We start from the raw sequence: 24,930 nt of genomic DNA, 5'->3' as shown, positions 1-24,930 counted from the left end.
AGGCAAGACATGAGCGCCACGCTGATCGTGGTCGACGTGCAGAACGACTTCTGCGAAGGGGGATCGCTCGGCCTGCCCGGCGGCGCCGCGGCCGCCGCGGCGATCTCGAAGCTGGCCGCCGAGGGCGGTTACGCCCACGTCGTCGCCACTCGCGACTACCACATCGATCCGGGTGACCACTTCAGCGAGACCCCGGACTTCAACCACAGCTGGCCGCGACACTGCGTCGCGGGCACGCCCGGCGCGTCGTTCCATCCCGCGCTCGACGTCGTGCCGATCGAAGCGGTGTTCTCCAAGGGCGAGTACACCGCCGCGTACTCGGGTTTCGAGGGCAAGTCCGGGGACGACAAGACGCTGGAGGCGTGGCTGCGCGAGCACGACGTCACCGAGGTCGACGTCGTCGGCATCGCCACCGACTTCTGCGTCCGCGCCACCGCGCTCGACGCCGCGAAGGCCGGGTTCACCGTGCGCGTGCTGCTCGACCACACCGTCGGCGGCTCGCAGCCCACCGTGGACGCCGCGCTGGCGGACTTCGACAAGGCGGGCGTCACCTACACCGGCACCGCGCCCGTCCCGCCTGCGGCATGAAGGAACTGCAACGCGCGCTGGCGAAACACCGGCTCGTCGCGATCCTGCGTGCCTCCGACGCGAGCCGCTTCGCCGAGGCGTCGACCGTGCTCTACGCGGCGGGAATCCGCCTGCTGGAGGCGACCCTGACGACACCGGGCGCGCCGGAGGCGATCACGAAGATGCGCGCGGACCTCGGCGAGGACGCACTGATCGGCGCCGGCAGCGTCCGCGAACCGTCCGATGTGGACACAGCGGCGGACGCGGGCGCGGAGTACCTGATCACCCCCACGGTCAACCCCGCGGTGCTGGAACGGGCCGCCGAGCGCGACGTCCCGGTGGTCTGCGGCGCGCTCACCCCGACCGAGATCGACCAGGCGTGGCGCCTCGGCGCTGCGGCGGTGAAGGTGTTCCCGGTCGCCGCAGTCGGCGGAATCGCCTACCTGCGGGCGATCCGCGCACCGATGCCCGACGTGCCGCTGGTGCCGACCGGCGGCGTCCACCTCGCCGACGTCGAGGGTTACCTCGGCTCCGGCGCGATCGCGGTCGCCGCCGCGACGCCGCTGCTCGGCGACGCGCTCAACCCGGGCGGCAGCCTGCCGGACCTGGCCGCCAGGGCGAGCGAGTTCGTGGCCGCGGCCTCGCGGCACGCGTACTCCGGCTGAGTGCTTACGGCTTCGCCTTGGCTTTGCCGTAGGGATCGCAGCGCGCGGTGCCGAGATAGATGTCGCCGCTGGCCGGGCCGCCCTTCGGGAACAGCTTGATGTGCAAGGCGTGCGTGGTCAGGCTGCCGTCCGCGGGCGAGGGCACGACACTCTCGTTGAGCGTCACCGTCGCCAGCACTTCGCCCTCCTGACCGGGCACGCTGACCCGGTAGTTCGCCGGGATGTTCTCTGGCACCTTGATCCCGGTGACGTTGCCGAGCTGGACGTCACCGAGACTGCCGTCCCTGGTCGTGCCGCATTTGGCCGAGAACGTCCGTACGTTCAGCGCCGGTCCGCCGAACCGCTTGAGCACGTCGGCCTGGAAACGCTTCCCTTCCGCCCGGCCGAGCGCGATCGCGTCCTGGCGCCCGCATGCCGTGTCGCCGGCGCCGAACACCGCGATGTCGCCGGTCGCGCCACCTGCCGTGCGCTCGCCGAGCGGGCCGTCGGCGGTGCAGCGGGCCAGCTCGGGGGTGACGATGTGCTGGTCGTCGATCCGCACGTCCACCGATCCGACGGACGCCCAAGCGGTGGAAGTCACCGGATCGGCGTGCGCCGCCTGCGGCACCGCCAGTACCCCCGCCAGCGTGGTCACCACCAGCACCCGCCTCGTCGTCTTCCTGGCGTTCCGCATCACCGGCCTCCTCGATTTCGTGACTGAACGTGGTTACCCGCCTCGTCATCGGCAGTCATGACCGCCCCCCTGATGGCGGAACGCGGAACTCACCCGGATGTGTAAGCACACGGCACGAGCGGACCGTTCGCGGCGTAGTGCCGATCCTGACGGTGGTCCGGGCTAGTGTGTGTCGCTGTGCCAGCCCGTGCAGACTTCCCCGGCGTCCTCGAACTCCTCACCCACGCGGTGGAGTCCGTCGGCGGTGCCGAACGCCCGGGCCAGGTCAAGATGGCCGAGGCCGTCGGCCAGGCCATCCGCCGCGGCGAGCACCTGGCCGTCCAGGCGGGCACCGGCACCGGGAAGTCCTTGGCCTACCTCGTCCCCGCGATCCGGCACGCGGTGCAGAAGGAAGCGACCGTCGTGGTCTCGACGGCGACCATCGCGCTGCAGCGCCAGCTCGTCGACCGGGACCTGCCACGGCTGGCGAAGGCGTTGAAGAAGCCACTCGGCCGCGAGCCGACCTTCGCGATCCTCAAGGGCCGCCGCAACTATCTGTGCCTGCACCGGCTCGACTCCGGCGCCCCCGAGGAACCCGAGGACGCGCAGTTGTTCGACCCGTTCGCGGTGTCCCGCCTCGGCAAGGAGGTCACGCGCCTGCGCGAGTGGTCGTCCGACACCGAGACCGGCGACCGTGACGAACTGGTCCCCGGCGTCACCGATCAGGCGTGGCGCCAGGTTTCGGTAACCGCCAAGGAATGTCTCGGCGCCTCTCGCTGCCCGATCGGCACCGACTGCTTCGCCGAACGCGCGCGGGCCGAGGCCGGGCGCGCCGACATCGTCGTCACCAACCACGCCCTGCTCGCGATCGACGCGCTCCAGGGCTACCAGGTGCTGCCCGAGCACAGCGTCGTGATCATCGACGAGGCCCACGACCTGGTCGACAGGGTCACCTCGGTCGCCACCGGCGAGCTGACCAGCGCGATGGTCTCGGCCGCCGCGCGCCGCTGCGGCAAGCTCATCGACGCCGACATCGCCGACCGCATGATGGAGGCCAGCGACGGCCTCGCCCTCATCCTCGACGACCTGCCCGCCGGCCGGATGGACGCGCTCCCCCAGCCGCTGCGCGGCGCCGTCCCCGCCGTCCGGGACGCCGCGCAAGCCTGCCTCACCGCGCTCGGCAAGGATCGCAAGGAGGACGTCGACGAGGCCACCGCGCGCAAGCTCGCGCGTTCGCTGCTGGAGGAGGTGCACGACACCGCCGTCCGGCTGCTGGAGGCGTTCGAGGACGATCAGGCCCACCAGCGCGACGTCGTCTGGCTGTCCGGCGACCGGTACTCCGCGAACCCGCGTCCCCCGGCGCTCAAGGTCGCGCCGCTGGGCGTCGCCGGCTTGCTGCGTGAGCGCGTTTTCGGCCAGCACACGACGATCCTGACCTCGGCGACGCTCACCCTCGGCGGCACTTTCGACACCATGGCCCGGCAGTGGGGGCTGCCACCCGGCCAGGACCGCGTCGAGAAGGCTCCCGGCACCGCGACCGACAAGGCACCGCCGTCCGACGCCGACGACGGCCCGAAGTGGACCGGTCTCGACGTCGGGTCACCGTTCGACCATCGGCGCAACGGCATCCTCTACCTGGCCAAACACCTGCCCTCGCCGGGGCGCGATGGGCTCGCCAAGTCCACAATGGACGAACTGGCCGAGCTGATCGAGGCCGCCGGCGGGCGCACCCTCGGCCTGTTCTCCTCGATGCGCGCGGCGAAACAGGCCACCGAGGAGATGCGGGAGCGGCTCGACCACCCGATCCTCTGCCAGGGCGACGACGCCACGTCGTTGCTCGTCAGCAAGTTCGCCGACGACGAACGCACCTGCCTGTTCGGCACACTGTCGCTGTGGCAGGGCGTCGACGTCCCCGGCCCCTCGCTCCAGCTCGTCGTCGTCGACCGCATCCCGTTCCCGCGGCCGGACGACCCGGTGTCGTCGGCCCGCCAGCGTGCCGTGGAAGCCCGCGGTGGCAACGGCTTCCTCACCGTCGCCGCCACCCACGCCGCCCTGCTGCTCGCACAGGGCACCGGCAGGCTGCACCGGTCGATCAGCGACCGCGGCGTCGTCGCCGTGCTCGACTCCCGGCTCGCCACCGCCCGCTACGGCGGATTCCTGCGCGCCTCGCTGCCACCGTTCTGGCCCACCACGGACCCCGAGGTCGCCCGCGCCGCGCTACGCAGACTCGACGCGGCCGCGCCCCAGTGATCCGGTGCACACGCGGCAGGTACGGTAAAGGGAACGAAGCAGACAGGGAGCAGCGGTTGTCCCAGGATTCACCCAGCGCGCAATCCCGGACCGTCAGTGTCGACGACACCGGCGTGCGGCGGCGTCTCGCCGATGGCAGCGAAGAGGCCGTCACGTGGTCGGACCTGTCTTCGGTGATGGTCAGAGTCATCCCCGACGGCCCCTGGAACGAGGACGTCTTCTTCATGCTCGTCGGCGCCGACGGCAAGGGCACCGCCGTCCCCAGCGGCGACCCGGCGGCCGACGCCCTCATCGAGCGCCTCCAGTCCCTCCCCGGCTTCGACAACGAGAAGTTCATCGAAGCCATGACCACCGACGCCGACGACGCCTACGTGGTCTGGACTAGCTGAGGTTTTGGGTGGAGTGTGCTCGCGGAACGCGCTCGCCCCTCGGCCTCAGCTAGGTGTTCTTTGGGGGTCGAACCCCCAAACCCCCGCCAGGGGGCAAGCCCCCTGGACCCCCGCCGTGGTCGCCTCGTGTAGGTAACTTCAGCTTGCTCGGTCGGCGACTTCGGCTTGGCTTCGGCGGGGTCGTGAATGGCACGGTGCCGTTCACGGCACGGGCTCTGCGGTGCGTGTCGCGCGGTCCTCGCGCCCTCACCGCGAAACCTCGCGGGGTAGCCGCTCACCTTGGGTGAACGGATCCGGCATCTCGGTGGTGATTCGATCAAGTTTCGCGGGGTCGGGCGGTTGGGGGTTTGAGAGCGCCGGGGGCGGGGCATTGAAGGGGTCGGCAACACCCGTTCGGCCGCGTTGACTTATGACCTGGGTCACGACACTGTCGTGACAGGTGTCACGTCCAGGGCGGAAGTGGCGCCAGGTGAGGCTTCGCGGTCGGATGTGCCTGCATCCGGACCGCATCCCCCGGGAGGTCGGGTCCGTCGGGGTGGGCCCGGCCTCCCGACCCAACTTCACAAGCTTTCCCCTGCGAAGGCGCCGCTTCGGTCACCGAGGCGGCGCCTTCGATTTCCGTGCGGCCACGGGCAAATCCCGCTCCGCAACATGCAGGCCGGACATGTCGTGTGCCACAGTCCGGCGCGCTGTCCGGCACACGGCGCGCGGGCGCGACGGGACGTTGGGTACTTTGGGCGGGTTCCCCGAATCGCCCGGCAAAGGAGCCGCGCTGTGGCGCCCACCACCACGTTCCAGCACACCGAGGTCCTGCCGCTGGGCAAGGACACCACCACCGAGTACCGGCTGCTCACCACCGAGGGTGTCGAGCAGGTCGAGGCCGCGGGCCGGAAGTTCCTCCGGATCGACCCCGAGGCACTGACCCGGCTCGCGCGGACCGCGATCACCGACATCCAGCACCTGCTGCGCTCGTCGCACCTCGCGCAGCTGCGAGCGATCGTCGACGACCCCGAGGCCAGTGGCAATGACCGGTTCGTCGCGATGGATCTGCTGCGCAACGCGGCGATCTCCGCGGGCGGGGTGCTGCCGATGTGCCAGGACACCGGCACCGCGATCGTGATCGGCAAGCGCGGCGAGGGCGTCCTCACCGGCGGGGACGACGAGCGCGCGCTGTCCCAGGGGATTTTCGACGCCTACCAGGAACTGAACCTGCGGTATTCGCAGATGGCCCCGGTGAACTTCTGGGAGGAACGCAACACCGGCACCAACCTGCCCGCGCAGGTCGAGCTGTACCACAAGGATGGGCAGGACGACCCGGCGTACGAATTCCTGTTCATGGCCAAGGGCGGCGGCAGCGCGAACAAGACTTTCCTTTACCAGGAAACGAAAGCCGTCCTGAACCCGAAGCGGCTCGCCCGGTTCCTCGACGAAAAGCTGCGGAGCCTCGGCACCGCCGCGTGCCCGCCGTACCACCTGGCGATCGTGGTCGGCGGCATGTCCGCGGAGTTCAACCTCAAGGTCGCGAAGCTGGCCTCCGCGCGCTATCTGGACACGTTGCCGCAGAACGGTTCCGAGCTGGGACACGCCTTCCGCGACCCGGACCTCGAGCAGCAGGTGCTGGAGATGACCCGGCAGTTCGGGATCGGCGCGCAGTTCGGCGGCAAGTACTTCTGCCACGACGTCCGCGTCATCCGGCTCCCCCGCCACGGCGCGTCGTGCCCGGTCGGGATCGCGGTGTCATGTTCGGCCGACCGCCAGGCGAAGGCGAAGATCACCGCGGACGGCGTGTTCATCGAGCAGCTGGAGCGTGACCCCGCGCGGTTCCTCCCGGATGTCACCGAGGACGACCTGTCCGACGAGGTCGTGAACGTCGACCTGAACCGGCCGATGGCCGAGATCCGCGCGCAGCTGTCCCAGCTGCCGGTGAAGACCCGGCTTTCGCTGACCGGACCGCTGGTCGTGGCTCGCGACATCGCACACGCGAAGATCGCCGAGCGGCTCGACGCCGGCGAGGAGATGCCGCAGTACCTCAAGGACCACCCGGTGTACTACGCGGGCCCGGCGAAGACGCCGGAGGGCTACGCGTCCGGTTCGTTCGGCCCGACCACGGCCGGGCGGATGGACTCCTACGTCGCGCAGTTCCAGGCCGCGGGCGGCTCGCTGGTCATGCTGGCCAAGGGAAACCGGTCGAAGCAGGTGACCGGCGCCTGCCGCGAGCACGGCGGGTTCTACCTCGGCTCGATCGGCGGGCCCGCGGCCCGGCTGGCCAAGGACTGCATCCGCAAGGTCGACGTGCTGGAGTACGCCGAACTCGGAATGGAAGCGGTGTGGCGCATCGAGGTCGAGGACTTCCCCGCCTTCATCGTCATCGACGACAAGGGCAACGACTTCTTCGCCGCGACCTCGGAACCGGTGCTGCAGATCAGTTTCCGCTGACGCGGCGAGATCCCTCCCGGCCGTCCACAGTGGTCTGTACGACCACGGCCGGGAGGGATCTCGCGCACCTCAGCCGACGCGTTCGATCCGCGCGTTCCGGATGAGGAACTTGCCGGGTTCGGCGACCTGTTCGAAGGCCGCGTTGTTGAGCAGCGCGCAGCTACCGGAAACCGAGGTCACCTCCACGGTGGTGGACTTGTCGTTGTCCAGGTTGGTGACCTTGAGCTTCGTGCCGGCCGGGAACTGGTCGCTGGACGCGGCGGGTGCTCCGCCCTCGCCCGACAGCGTCACGGTCGAACCCTGGCAGACGACGTCACCGGCCTGCTGACCGCTGTTCTGGTTCTTGCCGTTCTGGGCCTTCCCGTTCTTGCCGTTCTGGGCGCCCTTGCCCTGCTGGCACTGGTTGCCATTCTGCCCCGCCTTCCCGTTCTGGTTCTGGTTTTCGCCGTTCTGGTCCTTGTTCTTGTCGGCGTCCTTGCCGTTCTTGCCGTTGTCCTGAGCCATGCCTTTCCGGTCGGCGTCGCCCTGGGCGTTGTCCATCCCGTTGGCGTTGCCCTGACCGTTCATACCGTTGGCGCCCATGCCGTTGTTCATGCCCTGGGCATCGTTCATACCGTCGGCTTGCTTGTTCTTGTCGTCTCCCTTGGCATTGCCGCCGCTGCCCTGGTCCTTGGCGTTGCCCTGGCAGTTCTGCCCGTTCTTGCCGTTCTGCTGATCCGGCGCCTTGCCGACGACGTCGGCGGTGCATCCGGCGGCCTGGCGGCGCTGCTGGATGAGGTCCACCACCGACTGCCGGTTCGCGATCCTCGCCGCGGACTGCGCGTCCGGGTTCGCCTTCTGTCCTTCGATGAAGGTGAGGTTGTTCCGCAGGGCCGTGTCCAGCCCGGTGCAGCTTTCGGCGGCCTGGCTGGCTCCCGTGCTCATCGCGATCGCCGCCGCGGTGATCCCGGATACGCCCAGCAGCGCGGCGAGTCCGATCGTCGCCTGCCTGCGGTGCCTGCCCTTACTCGACCGGGGCATGTGCCCACTCCTCTCTCATCACCACCTCTCCCCTGACTACGTTTCGATAACGGAAACGGTTCACACGAGTCAGCCCCGGCGAGCCGGAAGGCCCGCCGGGGCTGTACGCGTTCTTCGGGTTACTTCGCCGGGGACGTCTTCAGGACGACGGTCCGGTCACCCAGCGGTGCCGCAAGCGGCACGGAGATCACCGGGTAGCGGATGTCCATGGTGCACATCTGGCCCGTCTGGGCCTTGGTCTCGCTCAGGTCGACGACGACGTGCTGGGCGTTCTGCTCGATCGCCGAGCCGAGTGCGTGGCCGCAGCCGCCTTCCTGGGCGCGGATGTTGAGGACCGCCCCGCCGTTGGCGGTGTACGCCTCCTTCGGGAAGCCTTCGGGCAGGGCCTTCGTGTCGAGTTTGTTCGGCGGCACCGGAACGCTGCCCTCGGGGACTTCCATCCGGGGCTTGCCCGGCGGGCTGCCGCGCGGCGGTTCGGCCGGCTTCGCGTTCGGCGACGAGGACGGGGTCCCTGGCGGAGCCGCCGATGGCGAAGACGACGCGCTGCCGCCGGGTGCGCCGTTACTGGATCCGGGCTGTGCTGTCGTGTTGTGACCGCCGCAGGCTGTCGCGAGCACGAGGACCATGCCTGCACCGGCCAGCTTCGCTGAGTACCTCATGCCCGTAAGGACGGAGCGGGGTCCGCGCCGGGTTGCACGGGGGCGTGGATCCACGCGTTCCGGATCGCGTGCAGCGCCAGCTGGAAGCGGTTGGCCGAGCCGGTGCGCTCCATCAGGTTCTCCAGATACCGGAACAGGGTCCGCCTGCTGACACCCATCGCGCGGGCGGCCTGGTCGTCGGTCAGCCCGGCCGCGAGCAGGCCGAGCAGCCTGCGTTCGCTGGGCCGCACCGAGGAGCCCGGGACGTCGGCGGCGAAGCCCAGCGGCAGCGCGGCGCGCCAGCACATGTCGAACAGCCCGATCAGCGCGTCGAGCAGGCCGCACGGGCGGATCAGCAGCACCGGGCGGTCCGCGTCGTTCGCGGGCGAGACCACCGCGTACTCGTCGTCGACCAGGAGCAGTTTCACCGGCACATCCGGCAGGATCCGCGCCTGCTCCCCCGCTTTCCCGCAGGGCACGACGTTTTCGGCGAGGTACTCGGGTCTTTCCAGCGCCGCTCTGCCGTAGACGGCGCGGTAGCGGACGCCGCGCGCGAGGTTGTCCAGCTCGACCTCGTTGGCGTCGGCATCGGCGTAGTAGGGCGGCGAGTCGAGACCACGCACCTCGGTGCGGGCGGACCGTTCCAGCTGACGGACCCGGTCGGCCGCGGCGGGTCCGCCGATCACCTCGATGAACTGTCCGGCGCGATCGGTGCCGGGGCTCCGGCGGCGTTGGTCGAAGGCGTGCGCGACGGCTATCCGCGCGCGGGCGAGTTCCGCCTCGCGCCGCCGGACGAGCGCGGCCAAAGCGAGTTCCGGGCGCAGCGCCACGAAGGACGTTTCGTCACCCTCGGCGGGTCCGGCCAGACCGTGCTCGGTCAGCACGGCGAGGCAGCGCAGGACGTCGCCGACGTCCCGGGCCGCGTTCGTGGCAAGGGTTCCGGGCGCGGCGGGGCCCGACGAAAGTAGGTGCAGGTAGGTTTCCGCCTCGTCCTCTTTGAGGCCCAGCGTCACGAGATGACCGATTGAGTCCGGGACCATCCGGGCCTCCTCGACCGCACGAACCGACACTTTTGCGCCACTGACACGAACGCGTCACCGGCGAGATTCCACGCACTGTATACAACGTGACACCGATGGGTTATCCCCATTCGGATGAATCTCCCCTGGAGGGTTCATGTCCCGATCGGTTCGAAGAATCCTTGCCACGGCGGCGTTCTCCGCCCTGGCACTGACCGCGCCCGCACTGCCCGCCCTCGCCGCGCCCGCCGCGGCCCATCCCACCGCCTACGCCTGCGACCAACATGTGAGTCCAGGCAGGGCAACATGTTTCGCGCAACGACTGACCGACACCGCCGGCGCACAGCTCGTCCCGAACGCCGCGCCGAGCGGCTACGGGCCGACGGACCTGCGCTCGGCCTACAACCTCACCGCCTCGGGAAGCGCTTCCGCGACAGTGGCCATTGTGGACGCCTACGACGATCCGAACGCCGAGTCGGACCTGGCGAGCTACCGGTCGACCTACGGGTTGCCCGCGTGCACCACGGCGAACGGATGTTTCAAGAAGGTCAACCAAAACGGCCAGACGAGCCCGCTGCCGAAGGCGGACACCGGCTGGGCCGGGGAGATCTCGCTCGATCTGGACATGGTTTCGGCGATCTGCCCGAATTGCCACATTCTGCTCGTCGAGGCGGACCAGCCCACGATGCAGGATCTCGGGACCGCGGTGAACACCTCGGTGTCGCTCGGCGCGAAATACGTGTCGAACTCCTACGGCGGCGGTGAAGACGGCAGCGAAAACACCTACGACACCAGCTATTTCAAGCACCCCGGCGTCGCGATCACCGCGAGCACCGGCGACAGCGGCTACGGGATCAGCTACCCCGCGTCGTCGCAGTACGTGACCGCGGTCGGTGGCACCTCGCTGTCTCGCAGCAGTGGCGGCCGCGGCTGGACGGAGTCCGCGTGGAACGGGGCGGGCAGCGGCTGCTCGACCAGCGTGCCCAAGCCGTCGTTCCAGAACGTCACCACCGGCTGCGCCAAACGGGCGAACGCCGACGTCTCCGCGGTGGCCGACCCGCAGACCGGCGTCGCGGTCTACCAGACCTACGGCGGCAGCGGCTGGGCCGTGTACGGCGGGACGAGCGCGTCCGCGCCGATCATCGCCTCGGTGTACGCGCTCGCCGGAACCCCCGGCGCGTCGGACACTCCCGGCGCCTACCCGTACGCGCACACCGGAAACCTCTACGACGTGACGTCCGGCAGCAACGGCAGCTGCTCGACGCCCGTGCAGTGCAAGGCGGGCCCCGGCTGGGACGGCCCGACCGGGCTCGGCACCCCGAACGGGACCGCCGCGTTCACCGCGGGCGGCAGCAATCCCGGTCAGGTCGCGGTCACGAACCCGGGCAGCAAGACCGGTGTCGTGGGCACGGCGACGAGCCTGCAGCTGTCGGCTTCCGGCGGGTCCGGCGGCTACACGTGGACCGCGACCGGGCTGCCCGCCGGGCTCTCGATCGCCGCGTCGAGCGGGCTGATCTCGGGCACGCCGACGACCGCGAGCACCTACTCGGTCACCGCGACCGCCAAGGACAGCAGCGGAGCCACCGGCAGCACCACGTTCTCGTGGACGATCACGACGTCCGGGGGCACCTGCACCGGCCAGCTGCTGAGCAACCCCGGTTTCGAGAACGGCACCAGCCCGTGGACCGCGACCGGCGGCGTCGTCAGCACCGCGTCCGCGGGTGAGGCACCGCATTCGGGCAGCTACGTGGCCTACCTCGACGGCTACGGCAGCACGCACACCGACACCGTCTCGCAGTCGGTGAGCATCCCGGCCAACTGCCACGCGTCGCTGTCGTTCTGGCTGCACATCGACACGGCCGAGTCCGGTTCGACGGCGTACGACAAGTTCACCGTCAAGGCGGGCTCGACGACGTTGGCGACGTACTCCAACGTCAACGCCGCCTCCGGCTACCAGCAGCACACGCTCGACGTGTCCTCCCTGGCCGGGCAGACCGTGACGATCACCTTCACCGGCACGGAGGACTCGTCGCTCCAGACGTCCTTCGCGCTGGACGACACCTCGCTCACCCTGAGCTGACCCCCGGTGGGCTGAAGGGGACTTTCCTCGCATCGCATGCGCTGAAAGTCCCCTTCAGCTCGTCCTACGAGAGGAAAGTCCCCTTCAGCCCAGGCGCAGGACGACCTTGCGGGCCCCGATCGGCGCGGTGAGCGGGACCGGGAGGGTGATCTCCTTGACGTGGTCCGGGCAGACCTGGCTGCGGGCCGCGCGAATCACCGTGATCAGCACGACCACCTGGCGGTCGTCCTGCTCGGTGGCCTTGGCGTCGAGTTGGTCGCAGCCGCGCTGCTCCTCCTGGACGAACAGCGTCTTCCCGCCGTCCGCGGCCGCGACGGGGCGGGCGTAGCCGTCGCCCATCCCGCTGCTGTCGACCTGGGTCGCGGGCAACGCCGTGTCACCCGCCGGCACGCCCTGGGTCGGACGGCTCTGGCCCGGCGGGTTGCCGGGCTGGGCCACCGGCGGAGTCGCCGACGTCGACGGCGGAGCGGACGGCGGAGCCACCGAGGAAGCCGTCGGCGAAACGCTGTTCCCGGCAGGCGTCTTCGGCGGCGCGTTGTCCTGACAAGCCGCCGCCAGCACCATCACCGCGCCGATCCCCAGTACCTTCACCGCGCTTCGCATATCTTCCAGACGGAACGGGCGCCGCGGAGGTTGCACGGGTTCAGCGATGTGCCGCGCGACCGCGGACGAGACCGAGCAGCACCACCCCGGCCAGCGTCACCGCCAGCAGCAGCACGGTGCTCGCCGAGGCGAGGAACACCTGGCCGCGAGCGGTGAGCGCGAAGATGCTCGCCGGGAGCGTCCGCCAGTCCGGCGGGTACAGCATCATCGTCGTGCCCAGCTCCCCCATCGACATCGCGAGCGCGAGACTCGCCGACGCCGACATCGCCGGGAGCAGTACCGGGAGCCGGACCCGCAGCAGCACCCGCGCCGGGCTCGCGCCGAGACTCGCGGCGGCCTGCGCGAGCAACGGGTCGACGCGGGCCATCGCGGCCGAAACCGTGCTGTAGGCGAACGGCAGCAGGATCATCAGGTGCCCGAGCAGCACGATCCAGCGCGTCCCGTTGAACGCGAGCGGCGGACGGCTGAACGCGACCAGCAGCGCCAGGCCGAGCACCACCGAGGGCACCGCGATCGGCAGGTGGAACACGGTGTCCACGACGCGGCGCACGCGCGACGGCGCCTTCTCCGCCGCCAGCGCCGCCCACGTGCCGAGCAGGACCGCGGCGGCCGAGGTGATCACCCCGGTCTGCACGCTCACCGACAGGCTCGCGAACGTCTCCCCCGACAACGCTTCTGCGAAGTGCGCGCCGGTGAGACCGCCCGGCAGCACGCCGGTCCAGTGGCCGGCGAACGACGCGAGCACGATCATCACCAACGGCGCCAGCACGACCGCGGTGAACAGCACGCCGAACACCGTCCACAGCACGATCCTGCTACGCCGCGTCCACAGCAGCACGAGGTCCTCCCTTCTGTGTCTTGCGGGACACCCGCACCCGGTCGGCACGACGAGCGGCTGCGCGATTGTAAGCTCGTCGTGCCTCCGACGCCCAGCGATAAAACCCATACAGCGCAAGGGAAAGCGCCACGTTGACCATCGCCACCACACACGCGGCGGGAAAGTCGAACGTCACGATCGCCTTGCCGTAGATCAGCGTCGGCAGCGTGGCGACGTCCTTCGCGCCGAGGAACAACACGATCCCGAACTCGTTCATCGCCAGCAGCATGGTGAGACAGGCGCCCGAAGCCAGCGACGGCAACGCTTCGGGCAGGATCACCCGCCACAGCACCCGGCCCGGCTTCGCGCCGAGGCTCGCCGCGACGTCGAGCTGGGCGGCGGGCACCTGCCCGAACGCGGCGAGCGCCGGGCGCATCACGAACGGGGTGTAGAACGTGATCTCGGCGAGCAGCACGCCCCACGGCGAGTACAGGAACCCGCCCGCGCCGAGGATTCCCGCGCTGCCGTAGAGAAACGTGAACGCCAGCGTGATCAGGAACGACGGGAACGCGAGCACGGTGTCGACCAGCCGCGACAGCGCCCGCGCGCCGGGGAACGGGACGAACGCGATCACCAGCGCGAGGAACGTGCCGAGCAGCACACAGCCCGCGGTCGCGCCGAGCGCGAGCGCGACAGTCTGTCCGAGCGCGTCGCGGAATTCGGCCGAGCCGAGGACGTCGGCCCAGACCGACAGGCCGACCTCGCCGGACTTCGCCGTCAGCGACTGCCCCGCGACGAGCGCCAGCGGGTACCCGAAGAACCCGAGCAGCAGGACGAGCGGCGGTAGCAGCCAGGGCAGCCAGCCGCGGTCCGTCCTGCCCCGCTCGCGGCCCCGGCTCCTGGCCGCTTCGAGCGCGATGCCGGTCACCTCTTCACCCCGATCCCGACAAGCGGGCAACCATCCGGAATGGACACTCCGACCGGTTCGCCGACGCCGGGCAGTCCGTCCACACCGGACACTTCGGCGCGGATCTCGCTGCCGTCGTGCCGCAGTTCGAGGTCGATCCGGTAGCCGCTGCCCCGCCACTGGACACCGCGCACCAGCGCGGGGAGCGCGTCCGGGCTCTCCGCCGCGCGCACCTCGACGCGATGCGGCCGCACCCCGAGCGCGACGGCCTGGCCGTCGGCGATCACACCGGTGGCCTCGGCGGCCAGCTCGCGTTCACCGAGGCGGACGGTCACCAGCCGGTCGCCGTCGGCGCGGATCAGCTCGACCGGGATGAGGTTGGACGCGCCGAGGAAGCTCGCGGTGAACTCCGTCGCGGGATAGCGATAGAGCTGTTCGCAGGGCCCGAGTTCGACCAGCCGCGCGTCCCGCATGACCGCGATCCGGTCGGCCAGCGCCAGCGCCTCGCCCTGATCGTGGGTGACGTAGATCAGCGTCGTGTCCGGCAACTCCGCTCGCAGCCGCAGGAGTTCGGCGACCATGTCCTCCCGCAGCGCGGCGTCCAAAGCGGACAGTGGCTCGTCGAGCAGGAGCACGCGGGGGCGGATCGCCAGCGCCCTGGCGAGTGCCACCCGCTGCTGCTGCCCGCCGGAAAGCTCCCTCGGGTAACGCCGCGCGTACTTCCCCATACCGACGAGGTCGAGTACTTCGCCGACGCGACGGGCAGTGTCCGCTTTGGACATCCGGCGTGCCTTGAGCCCGAACGCGACGTTGCCGTCGACCCGCATGTGCGGGAACAGCGCGTAACTCTGCACGACGACGCCGAGGCCCCGCCGGTGCGGCGGGAGGTCCGTGACATCCTCGCCGTCGAGCAGGACCCGCCCCGCGCTCGGGCGGACGAACCCCGCCAGTGCCTTGAGCGCGGTCGACTTCCCCGATCCGGACGGCCCGAGCATGGCCAGCGTCTCGCCGCGCGCCACCGTGAGATCAAGCGGCGCCAATGCCCTCGTCCGTCCGAAGTGGACCTCGACGCCGCGGAACTCGACCGCCGGGGTCATCGGCCCACGGCCTTCTTGTACGCGGCGAGGGCGGCGTCGAGCCCGCCGAGCACCGCGGTCCAGTCCGGCTGCCAGATGTCCACACCGGACAGTGCGGCCTTGACCTTCTCCGCTTTCGGTCCGCTCGTGGTCACGTCGGCGCGGGCCGGGATTCCGTACGCGTCGGCCGCCTTCGCCTGGGTTTCCGGCGAGAACAGGAAGTCGAGCAGCTTCTTGGCGTTGTCGGCGTGCGGTGCGTTGGTGACGAGCCCGGCGTAGTACGGCAGCGCGAACGTCGAGCGCTTGCCCTGCGCGTCGGCCGGGAAGAACACCGAGAAGCCACCGCTCTTGTCGATCTCGGCGAGGTTCATCTGCACGTCGCCGTTGGCGACCAGGAGCTCGCCCTTGGCGACCTTGGGCTGGAGCTTGCCGGTGGACGAGGACGGGCCGACGTTGCTGGCCTCCAGCTTGCCGAGGTACTCCAGTGCGCCCTGCTCACCGAGAACGTGCTGGAGCTGCAGGAGAACCGCGGTGCCGTCGCCCGCCTCGCCGGGTGTGGAGTACTGGATCTTTCCCTTGAGCGACGGCGCGAGGAGATCGTCCCAGGTCTTCGGCGCCGGGTTCTGAGCGTTGTGGATGAAGCTCAGGTAGTTGTTCATCATCGCGAAATAGCGGCCCTGCGGGTCCTTCTGCGGGGCGGGCACCTGGTCGGCCCCCTGCGGGCTCGACGGCGCGAGCAGCCCCTGCGCGGCGGCACGCTGGATGAACGGCGGCAGCGTCACCAGGACGTCGGCCTGGGTGTTGGCCTTCTCCTTCTCGACCCGGGAGGCCACCTCGCCCGATCCGGCGGTGACCGCCTGGACGGTGATGCCGGTCTTGGCCTTGAACTCCTCGAACCGGGCGGTGTACCAGTCCTCCAGTCCGTCCACTGTGTACACCACGACACTCTTGTCGCCGCTCGCGCCGCCCGCGGTGCCCCCGCACGCGGTCAGCACGGCGAGCAGCGTCGCGGCGAGGGCGGCCGTCGCCAGCCGCTTGGTGGTCTTCATGTCTTGCTCGCTCCTCAGGCAGGGATCAGCAGTTCGGGGAGATCACGGATCGAATCGAGGACATGGGTGGCACCGGCTTCGACGAACTCGTTCCGCTTGCCGGAGCCGGTCAGCACACCGGCCACAATGGACGCTCCGGCGCGGAGTCCGGTTTGGATATCCACCGGCGTGTCCCCGGCGACGGCGATGTTTCGCACGTCGCCGACCTCCAGCCGCAACGCCGCGGCCAGCACCAGATCGGGATACGGCCGTCCACGCACGCCTTCTCCCGGCGCGAGCACGAGGTCGGCGACGTCGTGCCAGCCCAGCGCGTCGAGGATCGCGTGCTGCGTGGCAGGGGCGAACCCCGTGGTAAGGGCGACCTTGACGCCGTCCTCCCGGAGACCGCGGATGACGTCCTCGGCGCCCGGGATCGGCGCGCATGCGCCGTCGGCGACGAGCTTTTCGTACGCACGCTGGAACTCTTCGTTGGCGGCGACAGCCTTGGCCTCGTCACCGAGCATGGCACGGAAGACGGTGATCTTCGACTGGCCCATGGTGTCGATGACGTACTTCAGCATCTCCGGGTAGCGACCGTCCTTTTCGGACACTCCGGCGGAGGCGATGGCGGCGGTGAAGGCACGCACGACGAGGCCGTCGTCGGCGACGGTGGTGCCCGCCATGTCCAGTACGGCCAGTTCGATGGTCACAGTCCCAGCTCCTCTGCGGTGTCTTCGGCGATGGCGGGTGAACAGGTCATGCCGCGGCCGCCGGGCCCGGTGACCAGCACGGCGTTGTCGGCGACCCGCGCGCGGTGCACGATGCGCGCCGGATCGGTGGCCTGCGCGTAGACCCCGGCCCAGCGGCGGCGGATCCGGGGCAGCGGACGGCCGAGCAGCGCGGCGGCGACGTCGGCGAGATGGTCGTACGGGTCCTCGTCGACGTCGAAGCCGAAAGGCTCGTCGTACTCGTGGGTGTCACCGATGGTCAGCGAGCCGTCGAGCCGCTGCACCATCAGCAGTTGCATGGCGTTGCGCGCGGCGACCTCGCCCTGGGGCTGCCCGGAGTTGAGCGCGTCGAGGGCGTCGCCACGATAGGCCGGGTAGTACCGGAAGCTGTCGGCGTCGGCGACGCTCGTGGTGAGCGGCTCGCCGAGCGGTTCGGTCTGGGCCATCTGCAGCCGGACGCGGCGCACCGGCGCCGGCCCCGCCAGTTCGCGGACGAGCCCGCCGAGCCACGCGCCGGTGCAGAACACGACGACGTCCCCGACGTGCCGCTCGCCGCGGTCGTCGACGACGCCGATGCCGGTCAGTTCACGGACTTCGCGCCCCGGGAGCCAGGTGTAGCGGCCGGTCTTTTCGAGCGCGGCCCGCAGCGCGGGCTGGGCGACGCGGGGCTCGACGGCGCCGTCGCGATCGCACCACAGCGCGCCGAGGAAGTCGCCGCGCAGTGCGGGATTCAGCTCGCGGACCTCGGCGGCGTCGAGGAGTTTGAACCCGCGGTCGGCCGCTTCCGCGCTCGCCGTCACCTGCCGCGCGACAGCGAGTTCCGCGTCGGTCCGGACGACGGTGAGGGACCCGTTGGGCCGGAAGCCCACCCCCGGCACCTTCGCGCCGATCCGCTCCCAGAGCACCCGCGCGCGCTGGGCCGTCGCCAGCTCCGGCCCGGAGGCACGGCCCCCGACCCAGACCAGCCCGAAGTTCCGCACGGACGCGCCGCGCGCCTCGGGCTCGCGTTCGAGCTGGACCACTTCATGGCCGCGTTCGACGGCCTGCCAGGCGTGCATCGTGCCGAGCACGCCGCCGCCCACAACAAGGATTCGCACGCCGCCTACGCTCGCCGCCGGCCGCCAACGGAGCCTGGCCACCGGACGAACGCCGGGTAAAGGACCCCCGAATATTGGACCGGATGAGTTACCGTTTCGTTACCAGTGGTCGAGCGCCCGAATGCGGCATTGGGTGCGTTGGACGCATGAGCCGCCGCTATTCGACGCGGCCCAGGCGGGTCATGAAGCTGAGCCGGTCACCGCGGAACAGCGAGCGGACCCGTTCGAACGGTTCGCCGTCGGGGCCCCACGAGATCCGGTGCATGAGCAGCATGGGCAGCGCCGGGTTCGTGCCGATCAGCAACGCTTCCCGCGGCGTCGCGAGCACGGTCTCGACGCGCTCCTCGGCGCCGTCGAACACGACATCGAGCCGCTCGCGCAGGCAGGCGTACAGCGATTGCTCCGGATCGAACACGTCGAGCAGCGTCGGGAACCGGGCGGCACGCAGATATGTCGACTCGAGGCCGACGCGTTCGGCGTCGGCGAGCAGCACCCGCTCGATGTGGATGATCTCGTCCTCCGGCTCGATCCGCAGGTCGGCGGCGAGCGCGGGGCCGGCGGCCCGGCGTTCGAGGGTGATCACGTTCCGGCCGGGCTCGATGCCCTGCCGTCGCAGACCTTCGGTGTAGCTGACCAGCGCGAGCGGCTGCACGATCTTCGGCGGGGCGACATAGGTCCCGCTCCCCTGCCGCCTGCTGAGCCTGCCTTCGAGGACGAGTTCCCCGACCGCCTGGCGGACGGTCGCGCGCGAGACCTCGAACCGCTCGCACAGTTCCCGCTCGGTGGGCAGCGCGCTGCCCTCGCCGAGTTCGTCGATCGCCTCCAGCAGGCCGACCTTGACCGCGTAGTAGCGGGGAATGCGGCCGTGCTCGGGGATCCCGTCGCGGACGGGGCCGTCGGCGGAGAGGCGGGTCGGCGAGAAACGTGCGGTCACGGAACCCGAGACTAGGCCCTCCGGACGCAGACGTGGTTCGCTGTCCCGCGACAGGCAGGCCGACGCGAAGGATCACCTGGATGAGCTCGACCCCCATGGCCCGGCGGCTCGGCCTCGGCGACGCGGTGTTCCTCGGCCTCGGCTCGATGATCGGGGCCGGCGTGTTCGCCGCGTTCGCCCCGGCCGCCCACGCGGCGGGGTCCGGGCTGCTGCCCGCGCTCGCGCTCGCCGCGGTGGTCGCCTACTGCAACGCGACGTCGTCGGCCCGGCTGGCCGCGCGGTATCCGGAGTCCGGCGGGACCTATGTGTACGGCAGGGAACGGCTCGGCGAATTCTGGGGTTTCCTGGCGGGCTGGGGATTCGTGACCGGGAAGACGGCCAGTTGCGCGGCGATGACGCTGACCGTCGTCGCGTACGCCGCGCCGGGACTGGACCGGCCGTGGCGGAGCATGCTCGCGGTGGCGGTCGTCGCGGCGCTGACCGGGGTCAACTACCGCGGGGTGCACCGTTCGGCGCTGGCGACGCGGGTGATCGTCACGATCACCCTGCTGGTGCTGGCATTGTCGGTCGCCTCGATGCTCTCTGGTGGAGCGGCGTTCGCCGTCACGCCGTTCGCGGACTTCCGGACGAGCGGGGTACTGGAGGCGGCAGGGCTGTTGTTCTTCGCGTTCGCGGGGTACGCGCGGCTCGCGACGCTCGGTGAGGAGGTCCGCGACCCGGCCCGCACGATCCCGCGCGCCATCCCGCTCGCACTCGGGCTCGCCCTCGTCGTCTACGCCGTCCTCGCGGTGGTGCTGCTCGTCCGGCTCGGCCCCGCGGGACTCGCCGCGAGCGCCGACCCGATCGCGGCGGCGGTGTCCGGGTCGCCGTGGCCGTGGCTGACGCCGGTCGTGCGCGCCGGTGCCGCGCTCGCCGCGCTGGGTTCTCTGCTCGCGCTGATCCTCGGGGTGTCGCGGACGTCGCTGGCGATGGCCCGCGACGGGCACCTCCCCCGGTTCCTGGCCGTCGTCCATCCCCGGTTCGGCGTCCCGCACCGGGCCGAGCTGGCGGTCGGGACGATCGTCGCGGTGCTGGCCGCGTCGATCGATCTTCGCGGCGCGATCGGGTTTTCGTCCTTCGCGGTCCTCGCGTACTACGCCGTGGCCAACTCCGCGGCGTTGACACTGCGGCGCGAGGAGAACCGCGCGCCCCGCGTCATCGGGGTCGCCGGCCTGCTCGGCTGTGTCGTCCTGGCGTTCAGCCTGCCGTGGACGTCGGTGGTGACCGGCTGCGGGGTGCTCGCGCTCGGCGCGGCCGCCTACGGTGTGCGGCACCTTCGCCGCTGAGTCCATTGTGGACTACCAGGTTACGGGCTTGTAACCAGTCCGCTGGTGACCCATTTGCCGGAAAGACCCGAAGAAAGTCGGTAGTCCCCATGTGGGTGCCTCTGGTGTAGTCGATGGGCGGCCGCGTGCAGTGCCTCAGTATCCACTGTGGACTCCGGAAGGAATGATCCCTTGGCCCCCAAGCGATGGTTCACCCTGCTCAGAAACGCCGCGATCGGACTCGCGGCGGCCGCGACGATCTCCTCGTTCGCCACCCCGGCGGTCGCCGCCGAACCCCCGTCCACCGACGTCGTCGGCGGAACCCGTGCCGCGCAAGGAGAATTCCCGTTCATGGTGCGGCTGTCCATGGGCTGCGGCGGAGCGCTCTACACCAGCCAGATCGTGCTGACCGCGGCGCACTGTGTCAGCAGGACGGGCGCGAACAGCTCGATCACCGCCACCGTCGGCGTGGTCGACCTGCAGAGCACCAGCGCGCAGAAGGTGAAGTCGACCTATGTGTACCGGTCACCGACCTACGGCACGGACACCGGCGGTGACTGGGCGCTGATCAAGCTCGCGAGCCCGGTCACCGGCCTCGCGACGCTGCCGATCGCGACGACGTCGTCGTACAACAACGGCACCTTCACGATCGCGGGCTGGGGCGCGGCGACCGAAGGCGGGTCGCAGCAGCGTTACCTGCTCAAGGCGCAGGTCCCGTTCGTCACCGACGCCACCTGCCAGGCACAGGGCGGGTCGTACGGCGAACTCATCCCGAGCGCGGAAATCTGCGCGGGCAACGTGTCGGCCGGCGGGGTGGACACCTGCCAGGGCGACTCCGGCGGGCCGATGTTCCGGCGGGACAACAACAACGCCTGGATCCAGGTCGGCATCACCAGCTGGGGCGACGGCTGCGCCCGGCCGCACGCGCCCGGTGTGTACACCGAGGTGAGCACGTTCGCGTCGGCGATCGCGGACGCCGCCAAGAAGATCTAGCTTCCGGACCGCAGGACCTCAATGCCGTCAAGGCCACCTTGCGGGCGACAGACGCCCGTAAGGTGGCCTTGACGGCATTTCAGCGCGTCTTGTCCAGGCGGGACAGTGCCTCCTCGTAACCGGACACGAGTTCGGCGATGACCTCCGCGACGCTGCGGACCCGGTCCATCCGCCCGACGATCTGCCCGACCGGCATGGCGACGAGGCCCGGGTCCTTCACCGCGTGCATCCGGTGGTGTGCCGGGGAAACGAGCAGGTTCTGCAACGGCATCGGCAGCGGTTCGGGCGCGTCCGGGGCCGCCCACGCCTCGGTCCACCGGGTCTTGAGCAGCCGCGCCGGTTTCCCGGTGTAGATCCGGCTGCGCACGGTGTCGGAGGAACTCGCGGCCACGAGCGCGCTCTGGATCGCGCCCGATCCGGTCATCGTCTGCAGGTATTCCTCGGTGGCGAGCCAGAACGAGCCCATCCACACCCCGGACGCGCCGAGCGCGAGCGCCGCGGCGGCCTGCCTGCCCGAGCCGATCCCGCCCGCGGCGAGCACCGGGACCTGATCGCCGACGGCGTCGGCGATTTCCGGGACGAGCACCATCGAGGCGATCTCGCCGGTGTGGCCGCCCGCCTCGTAGCCCTGCGCCACGACGATGTCGACACCGTTGGCGACATGTCGCGCGGCGTGCTCGGCCTTGCCCGCGAGCGCCGCCACCGGCACGCCCGCGGCGTGCGCCTGCGCGATGACGTCCTCCGGCGGCGAGCCGAGCGCGTTCGCGATCAGCTTGATCGGATGCTTCAGCGCGACGTCGACCTGCGACCGCGCGACCGAATGCAGCCAGCCCAGCACCCCGTCGCGCTCGGCCCCCTCGCCGGGCAGCGGCGGCACGCCCAGTTCGGCCAGCACCCTGTCGACGAACGCGCGGTGTTCCTCCGGGACGAGCTTGCCGAGGTCGACCTGGGTCCCCTCGGCGGGGATCTTCGCGGGCATCACGACGTCGACGCCGTACGGTTTCCCGTCGGTGTGCTCGTCCATCCAGTCGAGGACGGCGTCGAGTTCGGCGGCGTCATTGAACCGGACGCAGCCGAGCACGCCCATCCCGCCGGCCCGGCTGATGGCGGCCGCGACGTGTTCCGACGGGGTGAACCCGAAGATCGGCAGGTCGATCCCGAACCGATCGCAGAGCGGAGTCCGCATCCGTACCTCCTAGACGGGCTGGTTCGCGGGCGGGTGCTCGGCGGCGTACCGCTGTGCCCAGGGGTAGTCCGGTTTACCGCTCGGCGTACGGCCGATCTCCTCGGTGAGCCACACCGTGCGGGGCACCTTGTACCCCGCGATCTCCCCGCGCACATGCGCCTCGAGGCTCGCGAAGTCCACGGCTGCGCCGTCGCGGGGCTGGATCACCGCGGCCACGCGCTGGCCCAGCCGCTCGTCCGGCACGCCGATCACCAGCGCGTCGAAGACGTCGGGATGCGACTTCAGCGCACCTTCCACCTCCTCCGGATAGACCTTCTCACCACCCGTGTTGACACATTGGGACCCACGGCCGAGCAGCGTGACCGTGCCGTCCTCTTCGTAGCGAGCGTAATCGCCGGGTACGACATAACGGGCGCCGTCGACCTCCGCGAAGATCGTCCGGCTCTTCTCGGGGTCGTTGTAGTAGCCGAGCGGGACGTGCCCGCGCCGGGCGATGAGGCCGATCGCGCCCGGCTCCGGTGCGACGGCATTGCCGTCCTCGTCGAGCAGGATGGCGTCCTTGCCGAACTGGACGCGCGGGCCCGCGCTGTGGTCGGAATCCTTGCCCACCATGCCGATTCCGGTGAACCCGCTCTCCGACGAACCGATCGCGTCGGTGATCACGACGTTCGGCAGGAGACCGAGGAACTCCTGTTTGACCGAGTGCGAGAACAACGCGGCGTGACTGGAGACGGCGACGATCGACGACGCGTCGTAGTCGCCCTCGCGATAGGCCTCGATGAGCGGGCGCGCCATCGCGTCGCCGACGATCGTGAGGACCTGGACCTTGTTGTCCTGCACGGCTTTCCACACGTCGTGCGCGTCGAACCGCGGGACGAGCACGACCGGGCTGCCGGTGAACAGCGCGCCGAACGCGGCCCACTGCGCGGCGCCGTGGATGAGCGGCGCGGCCGGGAGCCGCACGAGGCTGCCCGACTTGCCCTGTTCGGCGAGCGTCCACTCGTCCGGGACGTACTCGCCGGTGACGAAGTTGATGCCGCCACCGAGTGCGCGCCAGATGTCCTCGTGGCGCCACAGGACGCCCTTGGGATAGCCGGTGGTACCGCCGGTGTAGAGGATGTACAGGTCGTCGGCGCTGCGTTCGCCGAAGTCGCGTTCGGGCGACTCGGCGGCCAACGACGTCTCGTAGTCGACTCCGCCGTAGCTCTCGTAATCCCCGCCGGTGCCGTCGTCCACGACGACAACGTGTTTCAGTTTCGGGGTTTCCGGCAGCACGGCGGCGACCTTGTCCGCGTACTGCCGTTCGTGGACGAGCGCGACGAGGTCGGCGTTGGTGAACAAGTACTTCAGTTCACCGTGGACATAACGGTAGTTGACGTTGACGGCGATCGCGCGCAGCTTGTAGGCCGCGATCATCGCCTCCAGCGCCTCGATGGAGTTCCGGGAGTAAACACCGATGTGGGATCCGCGTCCCACGCCGTGCGCGGCCAGGTGGTGGGCGAGGCGGTTGGCCCTCGCCTCCAGCTCGGCGAAGGTGACCCGCCGGTCACCGCACACGACCGCGACACGTTCCGGCACGGCGTCGACGGCGTGCTCGAGTAGATCCGCGATGTTGAGTGCCACGTCCCCAAAGTAGAACATGTTATCGTTCTGGGCAATGGTCACCGACGTTTCCAGGAGGTATCCGTTGAGCGAGCCGCACGCGCTGGTGGAGCGGGACGGGCAGACGCTCGTCGTCACGATGAACCGGCCCGGGGCGAAGAACGCGCTGACCGGCGAGATGCTCGGGATCATGACCGAGGCCTGGGACCGCGTCGATTCCGACGACGACATCCGCAGCTGCGTCCTCACCGGCGCGGGCGGCGCGTTCTGCGCGGGCGCGGACCTGAAGTCGATGTCCCGCAACGCGCCGAGCGACGCCTTCGATCGCGGGGCGTTCGACCCGGCCCGGATCGACGGACTGCTAAAAGGGCGTCGGCTCACGAAGCCGCTCTTCGCCGCCGTCGAAGGGCCCGCCATCGCGGGCGGGACGGAAATCCTGCAGGGAACGGACATCCGCGTCGCCGGGGAAAGCGCGAAGTTCGGGGTGTCCGAGGCGCGGTGGAGTTTGTACCCGATGGGCGGATCGGCGGTCCGGCTGCCGCGGCAGATCCCGTACACCGTCGCGGCGGATCTGCTGCTCACCGGACGGCACATCACCGCGGCCGAGGCCCGCGAAATCGGGCTGATCGGGCACGTCGTCCCGGACGGAAAGGCCCTGAACCGGGCACTGGAGCTGGCTTCGCTGGTCAACGCCAACGGCCCTCTCGCCGTCCGCGCGATCCTCAAGACCATGCGTGACACCGAAGGCATGCACGAGGAAGAGGCCTTCAAGCTCGACGCCCAGTACGGCATCGCCGTCTTCGCCAGCGCCGACGCCAAGGAAGGCCCCCGCGCCTTCGCCGAGAAGCGCCGCCCCGAATTCCACGGCCGCTAACGGAGATCTCGCGTGATCCGACGGCGATCTCGTGTGATTGGGCGGAGATCTCGCGAGATCTCCGC

General features: G+C 70.3%; 23 protein-coding genes. 9 read left to right on the top strand and 14 right to left on the bottom strand.

The window, feature by feature from the left end; all coding sequences use genetic code 11:
• Positions 1-9: 9 nt before the first annotated feature.
• Both ACFWY9_RS00555 and ACFWY9_RS00550 read left to right on the top strand, forming a co-directional pair.
• Positions 10-588, top strand: a complete 579-nt coding sequence (locus ACFWY9_RS00555) for an isochorismatase family protein (protein WP_378337802.1) — start codon at positions 10-12, stop codon at positions 586-588.
• The gene (locus ACFWY9_RS00550; protein ID WP_378328635.1) at positions 585-1,232 is read left to right on the top strand and encodes a bifunctional 4-hydroxy-2-oxoglutarate aldolase/2-dehydro-3-deoxy-phosphogluconate aldolase; all 648 of its coding nucleotides are present in this window, start codon (positions 585-587) and stop codon (positions 1,230-1,232) included. Before ACFWY9_RS00555 ends, ACFWY9_RS00550 begins: the two co-directional genes overlap by 4 nt.
• Positions 1,233-1,236: 4 nt before the next feature.
• Here the strand turns inward: ACFWY9_RS00550 and ACFWY9_RS00545 are convergent, their stop codons facing one another.
• Positions 1,237-1,905, bottom strand: a complete 669-nt coding sequence (locus ACFWY9_RS00545; protein WP_378337801.1) for a choice-of-anchor P family protein — start codon at positions 1,903-1,905, stop codon at positions 1,237-1,239.
• 177 nt (positions 1,906-2,082) lie between these two features.
• On the opposite strand from ACFWY9_RS00545, the gene ACFWY9_RS00540 reads away from it, so the two are divergent.
• The 3 genes from ACFWY9_RS00540 to ACFWY9_RS00530 all read left to right on the top strand — a co-directional run bounded on the left by ACFWY9_RS00540 (position 2,083) and on the right by ACFWY9_RS00530 (position 6,959).
• Positions 2,083-4,134, top strand: coding sequence for an ATP-dependent DNA helicase (locus ACFWY9_RS00540; RefSeq protein ID WP_378337800.1), 2,052 nt, complete (start codon positions 2,083-2,085; stop codon positions 4,132-4,134).
• Between the two features lie 56 nt (positions 4,135-4,190).
• Complete coding sequence (locus ACFWY9_RS00535; RefSeq protein ID WP_378328638.1) at positions 4,191-4,523, top strand: hypothetical protein; 333 nt, start codon at positions 4,191-4,193, stop codon at positions 4,521-4,523.
• Between the two features lie 774 nt (positions 4,524-5,297).
• The gene (locus ACFWY9_RS00530) at positions 5,298-6,959 is read left to right on the top strand and encodes a fumarate hydratase (RefSeq protein WP_378331289.1); all 1,662 of its coding nucleotides are present in this window, start codon (positions 5,298-5,300) and stop codon (positions 6,957-6,959) included.
• Positions 6,960-7,028: 69 nt separating this feature from the next.
• On the opposite strand, the gene ACFWY9_RS00525 is transcribed toward ACFWY9_RS00530, so the two are convergent.
• The 3 genes from ACFWY9_RS00525 to ACFWY9_RS00515 all read right to left on the bottom strand — a co-directional run bounded on the left by ACFWY9_RS00525 (position 7,029) and on the right by ACFWY9_RS00515 (position 9,657).
• A complete protein-coding gene (locus ACFWY9_RS00525; RefSeq protein WP_378331288.1) occupies positions 7,029-7,979 on the bottom strand; it encodes a hypothetical protein in 951 nt (316 codons plus the stop codon).
• A 119-nt stretch (positions 7,980-8,098) separates the two neighbouring features.
• Positions 8,099-8,638, bottom strand: coding sequence for a hypothetical protein (locus ACFWY9_RS00520; RefSeq protein WP_378331287.1), 540 nt, complete (start codon positions 8,636-8,638; stop codon positions 8,099-8,101).
• The gene (locus ACFWY9_RS00515; RefSeq protein WP_378331286.1) at positions 8,635-9,657 is read right to left on the bottom strand and encodes a helix-turn-helix domain-containing protein; all 1,023 of its coding nucleotides are present in this window, start codon (positions 9,655-9,657) and stop codon (positions 8,635-8,637) included. Before ACFWY9_RS00515 ends, ACFWY9_RS00520 begins: the two co-directional genes overlap by 4 nt.
• A gap of 136 nt (positions 9,658-9,793) precedes the next feature.
• On the opposite strand from ACFWY9_RS00515, the gene ACFWY9_RS00510 reads away from it, so the two are divergent.
• Positions 9,794-11,716, top strand: a complete 1,923-nt coding sequence (locus ACFWY9_RS00510) for a putative Ig domain-containing protein (protein WP_378331285.1) — start codon at positions 9,794-9,796, stop codon at positions 11,714-11,716.
• A gap of 84 nt (positions 11,717-11,800) precedes the next feature.
• Here ACFWY9_RS00510 and ACFWY9_RS00505 read toward each other — a convergent pair whose 3' ends face one another.
• The 8 genes from ACFWY9_RS00505 to ACFWY9_RS00470 all read right to left on the bottom strand — a co-directional run bounded on the left by ACFWY9_RS00505 (position 11,801) and on the right by ACFWY9_RS00470 (position 18,906).
• Positions 11,801-12,319 carry a hypothetical protein gene (locus tag ACFWY9_RS00505; RefSeq protein ID WP_378331284.1) on the bottom strand — a complete coding sequence of 173 codons (519 nt, stop codon included), beginning with the start codon at positions 12,317-12,319 and terminating at the stop codon, positions 11,801-11,803.
• Between the two features lie 40 nt (positions 12,320-12,359).
• The gene (locus ACFWY9_RS00500) at positions 12,360-13,157 is read right to left on the bottom strand and encodes an ABC transporter permease (protein WP_378331283.1); all 798 of its coding nucleotides are present in this window, start codon (positions 13,155-13,157) and stop codon (positions 12,360-12,362) included.
• Complete coding sequence (locus ACFWY9_RS00495) at positions 13,135-14,064, bottom strand: 2-aminoethylphosphonate ABC transporter permease subunit (RefSeq protein WP_378331282.1); 930 nt, start codon at positions 14,062-14,064, stop codon at positions 13,135-13,137. The genes ACFWY9_RS00500 and ACFWY9_RS00495 overlap by 23 nt, the downstream gene beginning before the upstream one ends.
• Positions 14,061-15,140 carry an ABC transporter ATP-binding protein gene (locus ACFWY9_RS00490; protein WP_378331281.1) on the bottom strand — a complete coding sequence of 360 codons (1,080 nt, stop codon included), beginning with the start codon at positions 15,138-15,140 and terminating at the stop codon, positions 14,061-14,063. Before ACFWY9_RS00490 ends, ACFWY9_RS00495 begins: the two co-directional genes overlap by 4 nt.
• Positions 15,137-16,168, bottom strand: coding sequence for a 2-aminoethylphosphonate ABC transporter substrate-binding protein (locus ACFWY9_RS00485; RefSeq protein ID WP_378331280.1), 1,032 nt, complete (start codon positions 16,166-16,168; stop codon positions 15,137-15,139). The genes ACFWY9_RS00490 and ACFWY9_RS00485 overlap by 4 nt, the downstream gene beginning before the upstream one ends.
• A 14-nt stretch (positions 16,169-16,182) precedes the next feature.
• Positions 16,183-16,857 (bottom strand): phosphonatase-like hydrolase, encoded by a 675-nt coding sequence (locus ACFWY9_RS00480; RefSeq protein WP_378331279.1) that lies wholly within the window; start codon positions 16,855-16,857, stop codon positions 16,183-16,185.
• Entirely contained in the window at positions 16,854-17,972 is a 1,119-nt protein-coding gene (locus tag ACFWY9_RS00475; RefSeq protein ID WP_378331278.1) for a TIGR03364 family FAD-dependent oxidoreductase, read from the bottom strand. The genes ACFWY9_RS00480 and ACFWY9_RS00475 overlap by 4 nt, the downstream gene beginning before the upstream one ends.
• A 157-nt stretch (positions 17,973-18,129) precedes the next feature.
• Positions 18,130-18,906, bottom strand: a complete 777-nt coding sequence (locus ACFWY9_RS00470; RefSeq protein WP_378331277.1) for a GntR family transcriptional regulator — start codon at positions 18,904-18,906, stop codon at positions 18,130-18,132.
• Positions 18,907-18,986: 80 nt separating this feature from the next.
• Between ACFWY9_RS00470 and ACFWY9_RS00465 the strand changes: the two genes are divergently transcribed.
• Both ACFWY9_RS00465 and ACFWY9_RS00460 read left to right on the top strand, forming a co-directional pair.
• Positions 18,987-20,231: an APC family permease gene (locus ACFWY9_RS00465; RefSeq protein WP_378331276.1), complete on the top strand. Its 1,245-nt coding sequence runs from the start codon at positions 18,987-18,989 to the stop codon at positions 20,229-20,231.
• 171 nt (positions 20,232-20,402) lie between these two features.
• Positions 20,403-21,203 (top strand): S1 family peptidase, encoded by an 801-nt coding sequence (locus tag ACFWY9_RS00460; RefSeq protein WP_378331275.1) that lies wholly within the window; start codon positions 20,403-20,405, stop codon positions 21,201-21,203.
• Positions 21,204-21,282: 79 nt separating this feature from the next.
• On the opposite strand, the gene ACFWY9_RS00455 is transcribed toward ACFWY9_RS00460, so the two are convergent.
• Both ACFWY9_RS00455 and ACFWY9_RS00450 read right to left on the bottom strand, forming a co-directional pair.
• Positions 21,283-22,389, bottom strand: coding sequence for an NAD(P)H-dependent flavin oxidoreductase (locus ACFWY9_RS00455; protein ID WP_378327595.1), 1,107 nt, complete (start codon positions 22,387-22,389; stop codon positions 21,283-21,285).
• Positions 22,390-22,398: 9 nt separating this feature from the next.
• Complete coding sequence (locus tag ACFWY9_RS00450; protein ID WP_378327596.1) at positions 22,399-24,012, bottom strand: acyl-CoA synthetase; 1,614 nt, start codon at positions 24,010-24,012, stop codon at positions 22,399-22,401.
• 64 nt (positions 24,013-24,076) lie between these two features.
• Between ACFWY9_RS00450 and ACFWY9_RS00445 the strand changes: the two genes are divergently transcribed.
• Entirely contained in the window at positions 24,077-24,865 is a 789-nt protein-coding gene (locus tag ACFWY9_RS00445) for a crotonase/enoyl-CoA hydratase family protein (RefSeq protein WP_378327597.1), read from the top strand.
• Positions 24,866-24,930: the final 65 nt, after the last annotated feature.

Origin of the sequence: Amycolatopsis sp. NPDC059027 (assembly GCF_042739735.1) — a bacterium.
Classification (GTDB): domain Bacteria; phylum Actinomycetota; class Actinomycetes; order Mycobacteriales; family Pseudonocardiaceae; genus Amycolatopsis.
Note: the sequence above shows the minus strand (reverse complement) of the source record. Positions and strands in the feature narration are given on the sequence as shown.